Source organism: Nocardia sp. NPDC004123, assembly GCF_053603795.1.
In genome coordinates, this window is the sequence record NZ_JBSGGG010000052.1 from 1 (window position 1) to 11,639 (window position 11,639).

13 protein-coding genes and 4 tRNA genes are annotated in these 11,639 nt (G+C 66.2%); 3 read left to right on the top strand and 14 right to left on the bottom strand.

All coding sequences use genetic code 11. From position 1 onward, the window contains the following. Nucleotides 1-368: 368 nt before the first annotated feature. The 12 genes from rplL to ACWEQQ_RS44135 form a co-directional block, all read right to left on the bottom strand. Complete coding sequence (gene rplL / locus ACWEQQ_RS44080; protein ID WP_040862028.1) at nt 369-749, bottom strand: 50S ribosomal protein L7/L12; 381 nt, start codon at nt 747-749, stop codon at nt 369-371. A gap of 64 nt (nt 750-813) precedes the next feature. Continuing rightward, nucleotides 814-1,368 carry a 50S ribosomal protein L10 gene (gene rplJ, locus ACWEQQ_RS44085; RefSeq protein ID WP_354850760.1) on the bottom strand — a complete coding sequence of 185 codons (555 nt, stop codon included), beginning with the start codon at nt 1,366-1,368 and terminating at the stop codon, nt 814-816. Nucleotides 1,369-1,785: 417 nt separating this feature from the next. After that, nucleotides 1,786-2,496, bottom strand: a complete 711-nt coding sequence (gene rplA, locus ACWEQQ_RS44090) for a 50S ribosomal protein L1 (protein WP_452345673.1) — start codon at nt 2,494-2,496, stop codon at nt 1,786-1,788. 164 nt (nt 2,497-2,660) lie between these two features. Further along, nucleotides 2,661-3,095: a 50S ribosomal protein L11 gene (gene rplK / locus ACWEQQ_RS44095; RefSeq protein WP_354850762.1), complete on the bottom strand. Its 435-nt coding sequence runs from the start codon at nt 3,093-3,095 to the stop codon at nt 2,661-2,663. Nucleotides 3,096-3,254: 159 nt separating this feature from the next. Then, on the bottom strand, nt 3,255-4,088 hold the full coding sequence (gene nusG / locus ACWEQQ_RS44100) for a transcription termination/antitermination protein NusG (protein WP_452345672.1): 834 nt from the start codon (nt 4,086-4,088) through the stop codon (nt 3,255-3,257). Nucleotides 4,089-4,223: 135 nt separating this feature from the next. Next, the gene (gene secE, locus ACWEQQ_RS44105) at nt 4,224-4,613 is read right to left on the bottom strand and encodes a preprotein translocase subunit SecE (RefSeq protein WP_379390814.1); all 390 of its coding nucleotides are present in this window, start codon (nt 4,611-4,613) and stop codon (nt 4,224-4,226) included. A gap of 29 nt (nt 4,614-4,642) precedes the next feature. Beyond that, a tRNA-Trp gene (locus ACWEQQ_RS44110) sits at nt 4,643-4,715 on the bottom strand. Between the two features lie 181 nt (nt 4,716-4,896). Then, a complete protein-coding gene (locus ACWEQQ_RS44115; protein WP_452352452.1) occupies nt 4,897-5,949 on the bottom strand; it encodes a fused (3R)-hydroxyacyl-ACP dehydratase subunits HadA/HadB in 1,053 nt (350 codons plus the stop codon). A 199-nt stretch (nt 5,950-6,148) separates the two neighbouring features. Next, on the bottom strand, nt 6,149-6,319 hold the full coding sequence (gene rpmG / locus ACWEQQ_RS44120) for a 50S ribosomal protein L33 (RefSeq protein WP_029925945.1): 171 nt from the start codon (nt 6,317-6,319) through the stop codon (nt 6,149-6,151). A 42-nt stretch (nt 6,320-6,361) separates the two neighbouring features. Next, nucleotides 6,362-6,434, bottom strand: a tRNA-Met gene (locus ACWEQQ_RS44125). A gap of 80 nt (nt 6,435-6,514) precedes the next feature. Beyond that, nucleotides 6,515-6,587 (bottom strand) — tRNA-Thr (locus ACWEQQ_RS44130). 317 nt (nt 6,588-6,904) lie between these two features. Then, a tRNA-Tyr gene (locus tag ACWEQQ_RS44135) sits at nt 6,905-6,989 on the bottom strand. Nucleotides 6,990-7,127: 138 nt separating this feature from the next. On the opposite strand from ACWEQQ_RS44135, the gene ACWEQQ_RS44140 reads away from it, so the two are divergent. Further along, nucleotides 7,128-7,619: a YajQ family cyclic di-GMP-binding protein gene (locus tag ACWEQQ_RS44140; RefSeq protein WP_354850771.1), complete on the top strand. Its 492-nt coding sequence runs from the start codon at nt 7,128-7,130 to the stop codon at nt 7,617-7,619. Here the strand turns inward: ACWEQQ_RS44140 and htpX are convergent. Both htpX and ACWEQQ_RS44150 read right to left on the bottom strand, forming a co-directional pair. Continuing rightward, a complete protein-coding gene (htpX, locus tag ACWEQQ_RS44145; protein ID WP_364625579.1) occupies nt 7,616-8,497 on the bottom strand; it encodes a zinc metalloprotease HtpX in 882 nt (293 codons plus the stop codon). The two genes, ACWEQQ_RS44140 and htpX, sit on opposite strands and share 4 nt — an antisense overlap. A gap of 107 nt (nt 8,498-8,604) precedes the next feature. Beyond that, nucleotides 8,605-9,627 (bottom strand): polyprenyl synthetase family protein, encoded by a 1,023-nt coding sequence (locus ACWEQQ_RS44150; RefSeq protein ID WP_452345671.1) that lies wholly within the window; start codon nt 9,625-9,627, stop codon nt 8,605-8,607. A gap of 178 nt (nt 9,628-9,805) precedes the next feature. On the opposite strand from ACWEQQ_RS44150, the gene ACWEQQ_RS44155 reads away from it, so the two are divergent. Both ACWEQQ_RS44155 and ACWEQQ_RS44160 read left to right on the top strand, forming a co-directional pair. Then, nucleotides 9,806-11,203: a geranylgeranyl reductase family protein gene (locus ACWEQQ_RS44155; protein ID WP_452352441.1), complete on the top strand. Its 1,398-nt coding sequence runs from the start codon at nt 9,806-9,808 to the stop codon at nt 11,201-11,203. Beyond that, the gene (locus tag ACWEQQ_RS44160) at nt 11,200-11,619 is read left to right on the top strand and encodes a helix-turn-helix domain-containing protein (protein WP_452345670.1); all 420 of its coding nucleotides are present in this window, start codon (nt 11,200-11,202) and stop codon (nt 11,617-11,619) included. Before ACWEQQ_RS44155 ends, ACWEQQ_RS44160 begins: the two co-directional genes overlap by 4 nt. The last annotated feature ends 20 nt before the right edge of the window (nt 11,620-11,639 follow it).

Consider the following 11,639-nt stretch of genomic DNA (forward strand, 5'->3'; position numbering starts at 1 on the left):
GACTTCCCCCGGCGGCAGCGTCAGCGTGACGTCCTGCCAAATACGCTGCGAACCGAACGACTTCGTGATGCCTTCAGTTCTGACCTCGACGCCCACGCCAACCTCCACTTTCTCCGACGAGCGCACTACGTGTGACTACGGGCCACAAAATTCGCGCGGTGTGGCGCATCACAGTAGGTCCGGTCACTGTATCGCATATGCACCGTCTCGGACACTGGGACCTGACTGGTCGGTAGCAACATTCGTATCGAATTATCGATTACGCGCCAATCACGACGGCACAATACGCGAAAAGGGCGGTCCCCCAATGGGAACCACCCTTTTCACAATCAACGCGGCCCGGGGCTGTGCCCCGCCACAGGTCCGTCTTACTTGACGGAAACCTTGGCGCCGGCCTCTTCCAGCTTCGCCTTGGCGGCCTCGGCGGCGTCCTTGGCGACCTTCTCCAGGATCGGCTTCGGGGCACCCTCGACCAGGTCCTTGGCTTCCTTCAGGCCCAGGCCGGAGACGATCTCACGCACGACCTTGATGACCTGGATCTTCTTGTCGCCGGCACCCTCGAGGATGACGTCGAACTCGTCCTGCTCCTCGGCGGCCTCGGCCGGAGCAGCGGCGCCACCGGCGACGGCGACGGCGACCGGAGCGGCAGCGGTGACCTCGAACTTGTCCTCGAACGCCTTCACGAACTCGGACAGCTCCAGCAGGGTCATGCCGGCGAAGGTCTCGAGCAGCTCATCAACGTTGGCCATTGATATTTCCTTTCGGTAGTTCCGTCACCGCGCGAACGGCGACGAAGAGGTTTGGGGTAGTGACTTATTCGGCGTCTGCGGCCGGAGCTTCGGCGGCGCCACCCTCGGCGCGCTTCTTCTCCTCCAGGGCCGCGGCCAGGCGAGCGATCTGCGAGGCCGGGGCGGCGAACAGCCCGGCAGCCTTCGACAGGTTGCCCTTCATGGCGCCGGCCAGCTTGGCCAGCAGCACCTCGCGCGACTCCAGGTCGGCAATGCGCTCGACCTCGGACACGGACAGCGCGGCGCCGTCCATGTAGCCGCCCTTGATGATGAGCGCCTTGTTGTCCTTGGCGAACGCCTTCAGCGCCTTCGCGGCGTCGACCGGCTCACCCGTAATGAAGGTGATGGCGGTCGGACCGACGAACAAGTCATCCAGGCCTTCCACGCCCGCCTCGGCGGCAGCGCGCTTGACCAGGGTGTTCTTGGCGACGGAGTAGGTAGCGTTCGCGCCGAGGGCACGACGCAGCTCAGTGATCTTGCCGACGGACAGGCCACGGTATTCCGTGACGACAGTCGCGGTGGACGACTTGAACTGCTCGGTGATCTCCGCAACCGCGGTGACCTTCTCAGCCTTTGCCATACTTCGCCTCCTCTCTGGATGGTCGGATCTCGTATGAACTACCGAGTTCCGCCACAGGGGCCGGCGACAAAGCAAACGCCCCGGACGCAAGGTGGTCCCGGGGCGCACAAGAAACAGTCGCGATTTCTCGCGGGTTTCCCGACCTCGGCTCTCCCTGCGTGGGCCGCCGGCAATATCGCCGGACCTTCAGCCGCCTGACGGCAGCAACCAACGGTCTTCGGTAGAACGATTTGGGGGTGATCACCGAACAGGCCGGTGACCGTCGTCCAATATAGCGGACCGGCATCGATACGCCAAAACGGGGGTGACACCCCGCCCGCCCGCTGTTGTTCTTCTTCGCAAAAGCGAAGGGCCGGTACGAGATTCGTACCGGCCCTTCGGGCTTCATGCGTTGCTACGCGTTACCGCGTCGAGGAATCAGTCTTCCTCGGCGAAGTTACGGGTGCGGTTCGGATCCACCGGGATGCCCGGTCCGGTGTTGGTCGAGAACGTCACCTTCTTGACGTAGCGGCCCTTCGCGGTGGAGGGCTTGACACGCAGGATCTCGTCGAGCGCGGCGCCGTAGTTCTCGGCCAGCTTCTTCTCGTCGAAGGAAGCCTTGCCGATCACGAAGTGCAGGTTGGCCTGCTTGTCGACGCGGAAGTTGATCTTGCCGCCCTTGATGTCGTTGACGGCCTTGGTCACATCGGGGGTGACGGTGCCGGTCTTCGGGTTCGGCATCAGGCCACGCGGGCCCAGCACACGAGCGATACGACCGACCTTGGCCATCTGGTCCGGGGTGGCGATCGCGGCGTCGAAGTCCAGCCAGCCGCCCTGGATGCGCTCGATCAGGTCCTCGGCGCCCACGGCGTCCGCACCGGCGGCCTCGGCCTCGGCGGCCTTGTCGCCGACCGCGAACACGATGACGCGGGCGGTCTTACCGGTGCCGTGCGGCAGGTTGACGGTGCCACGGACCATCTGGTCGGCCTTGCGGGGGTCGACACCCAGACGCACGGCGACCTCGACGGTCGCGTCGGTCTTGGTGGTCGAGGTCTCCTTCGCCAGGCGCGCGGCGGCCAGCGGAGCGTAGAGCGCGGCGCGGTCGACCTTGGCGGCCGCCTCGAGATAAGCCTTGCTTCGTTTTGCCATGATTCTCTGTCCTTGTCTAAGTCAGAAGTGGTGCGGGACAGGCGGTCCCTTCCACAAGAGCTCTGTATCCAACTGCGGCGATCGCGGGCCCTACGTGATTACGCAGGCAAGCGCGGAGTGGCGGAGCGGCGCCTCCGGGCCTGACACGCTCGCCGCGGAGAGCCCTACTCCGCGATGGTGATACCCATCGAGCGGGCGGTGCCGGCGATGATCTTCGCCGCGGCGTCGATGTCGTTGGCGTTCAGGTCTTCCTGCTTGGTCTTGGCGATCTCACGGACCTGGTCCATGGTGATCTGCGCGACCTTGTTGCGGTGCGGCTCGGCGGAGCCCTTCTGGATCCCGGCGGCCTTCAGCAGCAGACGCGCGGCGGGCGGCGTCTTCAGCTTGAAGTCGAACGAGCGGTCTTCGTAGACCGTGATCTCGACCGGGATGACGTTGCCACGCTGCGACTCGGTCGCCGCGTTGTACGCCTTGCAGAACTCCATGATGTTGACGCCGTGCTGACCCAGCGCCGGACCGACCGGCGGAGCCGGGTTGGCGGCACCGGCCTGGATCTGGAGCTTGATGAGCCCAGCGACCTTCTTCTTCTTCGGGGGCATCTTTCTTCCTTGGGTTAGGTTCCTTACGGATTCCCGTAAGCCTTCTCCGGACCGTGCCCCGGACAGGATCGCCCGAGGCACAACCCGTCAAGTCTATGCGAACGCGAAAAAGGCGGTGACACCGGCCCGGAAGCGGACCGGGCCACCGCCCTGACGCACTTAAATCTTGGCGACCTGCGTGAAGGCCAACTCGACCGGAGTCTCGCGGCCGAAGATCGAGACCAGCACCTTGAGCTTCTGCTGCTCGGCATTGACCTCGGAGATGCTGGCCGGGAGGGTGGCGAAGGGGCCGTCCATCACGGTCACCGACTCGCCGACCTCGAAGTCGACCTCGATGACCGGCTTCACGATCGGGGTCTCGCCGGGGGCCGCGGCGGCGGCAGCGGCCGTCGCCGGGACGGCCTTCTTCTGCTGCGCGGCCGGGACCAGGAACTTCACCACTTCGGGAATGGTGAGCGGCGAGGGCCGCGAGGTGGCGCCGACGAAACCGGTGACGCCGGGGGTGTTGCGCACCGCGCCCCAGGACTCGTCGTTCAGCTCCATGCGGACCAGGATGTAGCCCGGCAGCACCTTGCGGTTGACGTTCTTCTTCTGGCCGTTCTTGATCTCGGTGACCTCTTCGGTCGGCACCTCGACCTGGAAGATGTAGTCCTCGAGACCGAGATTCTGCACGCGGGTCTCGAGATTGGTCTTCACCTTGTTCTCGTAGCCGGCGTAGGAGTGGACCACGTACCAGTCACCGGGCGCGCGCCGGAGCGCGGCGGTCATCTCGGCGACCGGGTCGGCCGGCTCATCGGAGAGCTCGGCGGCGGGGCGGGCGGGCTCGTCCTCCTCGGCGTCGGCGGCGAACTCGCCGGCCTCCGCGTCGGCGGCAAAAGTCTCGGCCTCGTCGGCGAAGCCCTCAGCGTCGTCTTCGACGTCCGCGGTGGTCTCTTCGATCACCGCGTCATCCACCGGGAATTCCTCGGTTGTGCCGTTCTCCGGGGTGCTCACTGGGGCACTCGCTTCCTTAGTCGTCACGTAATCCTCTGCGCGCCGGGACAAAACGCCCGGCGGATGGTCCCGCTCCCCGCCTCTGCCCGGGGGCCGGTCACCGGCCGCGACGGTCAGACGCGGTCATCGTGCCGCCTAGCCGAAGAGCCAGCTGACACCCTTGATGAACGCCAGATCCAACCCGCTGATGTACGCGACGATGAAAATCACGAACACCAGGACAACGCTCGTATAGGTGACCATCTGCTTGCGGTTGGGCCAGATGACCTTGCGAAGTTCCGCGATGACTTCCTTGAGGAACTTCACCAGGCGCTTGAACGGATTGCCCGTTCCGCCTCGCCCGGCCTTCTTGTCCTTGCCGGACTGCTTGGTGGTTGCCTTGGCCGAGTCCGACGGTCGATCGATCGTCGCGACGGCACTGGACGACGCGGCGCGCGTGCGCCGGGCGGACCGCTTGCCGCTCGGCCGAGCCACCGCGGCGGTGTCATCGCCATCTTCGTGGCGAGTGTCCCGCTCGTCGCTCACGTCGATCCTCTCTACGTCGGCATCCAGGGCAGGGGCGACAGGACTTGAACCTGCAACCTGCGGTTTTGGAGACCGCTGCTCTGCCAGTTGAGCTACGCCCCTTCGGCTGGACGGGGTAACGAGTCCAGCCACTGTTCTATTCAGTTGTACACGGGTTTTCACACAACATGCGCGCCGCTCCTCGGAGCAGCGCGCATCGGCTGGTAACCCCAGATTCCCGAGTGTACGTTACCCCGCGTGGCGATCGCCAATCGGGGTGTCGCAGCGTACGTCGGGTCGAAGGTCAGGAGAGCTGCACCGTTGCGGTGGCGCGGCCGAAGATCTTGCGCCCCTCGGACTTCGCCACGATGGCGACGACGGCGGTGCGGGTCTCCGGGTCCACGGACTTGACCTTGCCGGTGTACTCGATCTCCGCGGGACGGTCGACCGGAACGTAGACGGGGCTGGTGAAGCGGACGTTGTACTCCTTGACCGCACCCGGGTCGCCGAGCCAGGAGGTGACGAAGCCGCCACCCAGGCCCATGGTCAGCATGCCGTGCGCCACAACGTTTTCCAGGCCGACCAGCTTCACGACATCGTCGCTCCAGTGGATCGGGTTGGCGTCGCCGGAGACGCCGGCGTAGTTCACCAGATCACCGCGGGTGAGACGAACCACGCGCGGGGGCAGTTCGGCGCCGACGATCACATCCTCGAAGCGGCGGACGTGCTTGCTCGCGACGATCGTGCCGGTGGCCGCGATCTCGACCGGCGCCGGGGGCGGCGGCACGTCGGCGCTGCGCGGGTGGTGCTCCGGGCGCTCGTCCGGGCCGACGCCGTGCATGAGCACGTTGCGCACGGCCTCACCCATGTTGGGATCGATGTCACCGCCACTGCGGCCGATGAGGGTGGTGTAGGTGGTGAGGACCAGCTCGTCGTTCTGGTCGACCACGTCGTTGCGGGTGACGATGATGTCGCCGCCGAAGGCCTGCCGGAAGGAGTGCAGGTAGACGATGCAGGACAGTTGGTCGCCGGCCCGGATGGGCCGGTGGAACTCCAGGATCTGATCGGTCTGCATGATCTGGCTCAGGTCGTAGCCGGTGACGATCTGCTCGAAGAGCTTGCGCTGGGCCAGGATTCCGACCAGGGAGATGAAGGTGAGGGGGGCGACCAGCCCGTTGTGACCGTAGCTCTGGGCGATGTCCTCGTCCCAGTGGACCGGGTGATAGTCCTGCACCGCGCGGGCGTACTCGCGCACCTTCTCGCGGCCGACCTCGTAGTAGTCGTCGACGCGGTAGTGGTGGCCGACCATGGCGGCGGCGTGTGCGGCGGGGTCGAAGACCTCGCTGGAATCGACCATGTCGGCCTCGATGTCAATGTCGATGTTGATCGTCACGGCAGGAAGTCCCTATCTGATCCCCGGAACGGGATCGGGCGAGAGCGCTGAACCACCGCTATATACGCCAAATGCCGGACCGGCGCCACTATCTCTTTCTAAGAGACGGAGTGACTTGCCGATCCGGCACTGTCATCCACGCGGTAGATCGCGCGGGTTTAAGTTAGCGAGACTCGCGGTGCGCCCGGTGGGTACCGCAGTTCGGGCAGAATTTCTTCAGCTCGAGGCGGTCCGGGTCATTGCGCCGGTTCTTCTTGGTGATGTAGTTGCGGTGCTTGCACTGCTCGCAGGCCAAGGTGATCTTTGGCCGGATATCAGTGGACTTCGCGGCCACGATTGCCTTCTTTCCGGTCAGCCTGATTGGGATATCAGTATGTAGCGATGGCCGGACTTGAACCGGCGACACAACGATTATGAGTCGTTTGCTCTACCGACTGAGCTACACCGCCATCTGTTGTCGGTACTGACGGCGGGAAGGTCCCGGGTCCTGCAACGAGAAGCCGAGTCGGTCACCACCGGCAATCCGGCGAGCCCCCTAACGGAATCGAACCGTTGACCTTTTCCTTACCATGGAAACGCTCTGCCGACTGAGCTAAGGGGGCGTGTCTGTCTTGCTCCGGTCTCGGCCGGGGCGCTGACGACTTGAACGAGATTACACACATCCTCGCCGACTATCCAAACCGTGTGGTCAGACGACATTTTGACCACCCGCAGGTTCGCGGCCCGGCTCGATTCTGGACTGCGCTCCGCCTCCCCGCGCTCGGAGCGGATACGGGAGCGAAGCGGAGGAGCGGAGGAGCGGAGGAGGGAAGAATCGAGCTTCCGGCTCCATAGACCTGCGCCTTGGCCGCGAACCCGCCGGAGCGCAGCGGAGGCCAAAAACACAGAGCCCCGTGGACACTGGGTCCACGGGGCTCTCTGGTGGCGGATGAAGGATTTGAACCTCCGAAGCATTACGCGGCTGATTTACAGTCAGCTCCCTTTGGCCGCTCGGGCAATCCGCCGGGGTACGCCTTGCGGCGCTCCAGCAGAATACAACGAACACACGCCCGGAATGCAAACCGGCTGGATACAGCCGTGCCGAAGGGGCTAGCGTCGGCGTGGAACATCCCGAATATCCGAGTCTCGGACAGGAGAAGAGTGTGGCGGATTCGTCGTTCGATGTCGTCAGCAAGATCGATCGCCAGGAGGTGGACAACGCCCTGAACCAGGCCGCCAAGGAGCTGAGCCAGCGCTACGACTTCCGGGGCACCGGGGCGAGCATCGAATGGTCGGGTGAGGAGAAGATCATCCTCAGCGCCGAGTCGGAGGATCGCGTCAAGGCCGCCCTGGATGTGTTCAAGGAGAAGCTGATTCGCCGCGACATCTCGCTCAAGGCGTTCGACGCGGGTGATCCGCAGGCCTCCGGCAAGGTGTACAAGATCACAGGAACCCTGGTGCAGGGCATCACCACGGAGAATGCGAAGAAGATCGCCAAGAAGATCCGTGACGAAGGTCCCAAGGGCGTCAAGGCGCAGATCCAGGGCGAGGAGCTGCGGGTCAGCAGCAAGAGCCGCGACGATCTGCAGGCGGTCATCTCGCTGCTGAAGGGCGGCGACTTCGATATCGCCCTGCAGTTCGTGAACTACCGCTAGTAATTGCGGTTTCCACCAGCCATCTCCTCGAGGCGGGCGATACGGTCCGCCATCGGGGGGTGGGTGGAGAACCAGCGGGCCATCCGATCGCCGTTGCGGAACGGGTTGGCGATCATCAGGTGCGACTGCGCGGTCAGCTGCGGCTCGGGGGGCAGCGGGGCCGCCTGGGTGCCGCGCTCCAGCTTGCGCAGGGCCGATGCGAGGGCCAGGGGGTCGCCGGTGAGTTCGGCGCCGTCCTGGTCGGCCTGGTACTCCCGGGAGCGGGAGACGGCCAGTTTGATGAGCGAGGCCGCGATCGGGCCCAGCAGCGAAACCAGCAGGATGCCAATGATATTCGGGCCCTCGCCGTCCCGGCTGCCGCCGAAGGCGCCGGCGAAGAAGGCCAGATTCGCCAGGCCGGAGATGACCGAGGCGAGCGCGCCGGCCACCGAGGAGATCAGGATGTCGCGGTTGTAGACGTGCGAGAGTTCGTGGCCCAGCACCGCGCGCAGTTCCCGCTCGTCGAGGATCTGCAGGATGCCGGTGGTGCAGCAGACCGCGGCATTGCGCGGATTGCGGCCGGTGGCAAAGGCATTCGGCGCATTGGTGGGGCTGATGTAGAGGCGCGGCATGGGTTGCCGTGCGGCCGTGGCCAACTCGCGCACAATGCGGTACATGGCCGGGGCTTCCAGCTCCGTCACCGGCTGCGCGTGCATGGCCCGCAACGCCAGCTTGTCGCTGTTGAAGTAGGCGTAGGCGTTCATGCCCACGGCCAGCACGATCGACAGGATCAGGATCGTGGGACTGCGGAACATCGCTCCCGCGAACACGATCAGCGCCGACATCCCTACCAGCAGCCCGAACGTCTTCAACCCGTTCGCGTACCCGTGCCCATGCATGCTTACCCGCCTCTCCGCGACTCTTGCCGGCAGTTGGGTGCCTTACACCAGGTCAACGAACTCGAGCCGGGTTGAAGTTCCCAGTTGTTCGACTGATCGGTCTCGGATCAGCCGACGCGTTCGATGGTGTAGCGGACCAGGTGTTCCAGTGCCTCGTTGGCCGGGCCGGCGGGCAGGGCGGAGAGTTCGGCGTGGGCGATGTCGGCGTAGCCGTGCAGCTTCTCCTTGGCCAGCACCAGGCCCCGGGAGCGGGACAGCAGGTACAGGGCCTCGTCGACCTCGGTGTCGGTCTCCAGCGGGCGGGCCAGCAGCGTGCGCAGCCGGTCGCCCTCGGCGCCCTCGTCGCGCAGGGCGTAGAGGACCGGCAGGGTGTGGACGCCCTCGCGCAGGTCGGTGCCGGGGGTCTTGCCGGACTGCTCGGACACCGAGGAGATGTCGATGATGTCGTCGGCGATCTGGAAGGCGGTGCCCACGGCGTCGCCGAGGCGGGCCAGCCGCTCCACATGGTCGCGATCCGCGCCGGAGAAGGTGCCGCCGAAGCGGCCGGCGGCGGCGATCAGCGATCCGGTCTTCTCCCACACCACGCGCAGGTAGTGCTCGACCGGGTCCTGGGACTGCCGGGCGCCGATGGTCTCGCGCATCTGGCCGGTGACCAGCTCGGCGAAGGTCTCGGCGATGATGCGGACCGCGTCCGGGCCGAGGGTGGAGACCAGTCGCGAGGCGTGGGCGAACAGGTAGTCGCCGGCCAGGATGGCGACGCTGTTGCCCCAGCGCGAGTTCACGCTGGGCGCGCCGCGGCGCATGGACGCCTCGTCCATGACGTCGTCGTGGTACAGGGTGGCCAGGTGCACGAGCTCCACCACGGTGCCGGCGGTGACCAGGTCGGGGCTGGTCGGGTCGGGGCCCAGCTGACCGGTCAGGATGGTGAACAGGGGACGGAACCGCTTGCCGCCGGCCTTGGCCAGGTGCAGCGCCGCCTCCTGCAGGAACTCCTCGCCGTCGGACAGCTCGGTGATCAGCAGATCCTCGACCTCGATCAGGCCCTTGCGCACGGTCGCCGCGAGCTCGGGATCGCCCAGATCCACCCCCGCGACCACGGTGCTCTCCTCGCTCACAGCTGATGCGCTCATTTCATCTCCCAGTGCCGCGTCCGACCCCACGCCAAAGAACCTAGCGTGTGGACCGATCACCCCCTATGGACACCACCGTAGTGCGACGCACGAAACACTCGCCACGCGAAACGAAACGCCCGCGGGCGAGCGCAGGGCAAATATGCACGACTGGTGATGTGCTGCAAGTATTGACGCCATGCGCTTGCCGGATGACGACCCGAGTATGCCGCGCCTGCAGGTTCGCGGCCCGTCTCGTTCTGGACTGAGCGGAGCGGAGCGAAACGGAGGAGCGGAGGGAGGGAAGAACGAGACCTCCAGGGCCGCGAACCCCGCCCGGAGCGAAGCGGAGGGCAAATCAGACACAGCTCTGCCGGCGCACGCCGAGGTCCTGGTCGTCGGGGCGGGTCCTGCCGGGTCCGCGGCGGCCGCCTGGGCCGCGCGCATGGGCCGGGATGTGCTGCTGACCGATTCCGCGGTGTTCCCGCGCGACAAGACCTGCGGTGACGGACTGACGCCGCGCGCCACCGCCGAACTCGAGCATCTCGGCCTGGGCGACTGGGTGCGGGCGCACACGGTCAATCGCGGCCTGCGGATGGCCGGGTTCGGGCGGGAGGCGCTGCTGCCCTGGCCGGACGGGTCGTTCCCCGCCTACGGAAGCGCCGTTCCGCGAACCGAACTCGACGACAAGCTGCGCGAGACGGCGATCAAGTCGGGCGCGCGGATGGTGGACGGGGCCAAGGTGGTGGAGGTGGCCCGCGAGGGCGACCGGGTCACCGGGGTGACCGTCAAGACCGACGCCGGCCTGCGCGCGGTGTCGTGCGACAGCCTCATCGTGGCCGACGGCGTGCGCTCCCCCGTCGGAAAGCTGCTGGGCCGCACCTGGCATCGCCAGTACGCGTACGGGACCGCGGCGCGGGCCTACATCAAGTCCGAGCGCAGTGACGACGAGTGGATCACCTCGCATCTCGAATTGCGGGATGCGAACGGGGAATTGATTCCCGGATACGGCTGGGTTTTCCCGCTCGGCAATGGCGAGGTGAATATCGGCGTCGGTTCGCTGGCCACCGAAAGGCGTCCGTCGCATATCGCCTTGAAACCGCTGCTGCAGCATTATGTTTCGGAACGCCGCGCGGAGTGGGGATTCGAGGGCGAGGCACGGGCGGTGGCGTCGGCGCTGCTGCCCATGGGCGGCGCGGTGTCGAATCTGGCCGGGCGCAACTGGGCGCTGGTGGGCGACGCGGCCGGGTGCGTGAACCCGCTCAACGGCGAGGGCATCGACTACGGCCTGGAGGGCGGGCACATGCTGGCCGGGATCCTGGACCAGCCCGATCTGACCCATATCTGGCCGGAACTGCTGCGGGAACGCTACGGCCGCACCTATTCGGTGGCGCGGCGGCTGGCGGGGCTGGCCACCCACCCGCGCACGGTGCCGCTGGGCGGGCCGCCGATGATGCGGTCGAAGCTGTTGCAGCGCACCGCGGTCCGGGTGATGGGCAATCTGGTCACCGACGAGGACGTGGACCTGACCGCCCGACTGTGGCGGGGCGCGGGGCGGGCCTCCCTGCGTTTCGACAAGATCCAGCCGTTCTCGTGAACGCCCGGCCGGTTCCCGAGGAGCTGCTGCCGCATCTGCGGCGAGCACGGGATCTGGCCGACCGGCACTACGCGGAGCCCTTGGATCTGGACAGTCTGGCGGCGGCCGCGGGGGTGTCGAAGTATCACTTCCTGCGGTGTTTCGCGGCGACGTACGGCAAGACGCCCGCGGTGTATCTGGCCGAGCGCCGGATCGAGCGGGCGCAGGATCTGTTGCGCGCCACCAATGTGACGGTGACCGAGACCTGCATGCTCGTCGGCTACAGCAGTCTCGGGTCGTTCAGCAGCAAATTCACCGAGCTGGTGGGGATGTCGCCCTCGGAGTATCAAGCGAAGTTCGCGGCCGAGGGCGCACCCCATATCCCGGGTTGCTACGTCTTCATGCACGGTCTCTCGGATCGGAAGCGCACACAATGACGCGAATTCATCTGGGTCAC

Coding starts and splice junctions, on each gene's coding strand:
- rplL (WP_040862028.1), bottom strand. CDS start 749: ATGGCCAACGTTGATGAGCTGCTCGAGACCTTCGCCGGCATGACCCTG.
- rplJ (WP_354850760.1), bottom strand. CDS start 1,368: ATGGCAAAGGCTGAGAAGGTCACCGCGGTTGCGGAGATCACCGAGCAG.
- rplA (WP_452345673.1), bottom strand. CDS start 2,496: ATGGCAAAACGAAGCAAGGCTTATCTCGAGGCGGCCGCCAAGGTCGAC.
- rplK (WP_354850762.1), bottom strand. CDS start 3,095: ATGCCCCCGAAGAAGAAGAAGGTCGCTGGGCTCATCAAGCTCCAGATC.
- ACWEQQ_RS44115 (WP_452352452.1), bottom strand. CDS start 5,949: ATGGTCGATTCCAGCGAGGTCTTCGACCCCGCCGCACACGCCGCCGCC.
- htpX (WP_364625579.1), bottom strand. CDS start 8,497: ATGCATGGGCACGGGTACGCGAACGGGTTGAAGACGTTCGGGCTGCTG.
- ACWEQQ_RS44150 (WP_452345671.1), bottom strand. CDS start 9,627: ATGAGCGCATCAGCTGTGAGCGAGGAGAGCACCGTGGTCGCGGGGGTG.
- ACWEQQ_RS44155 (WP_452352441.1), top strand. CDS start 9,806: ATGCGCTTGCCGGATGACGACCCGAGTATGCCGCGCCTGCAGGTTCGC.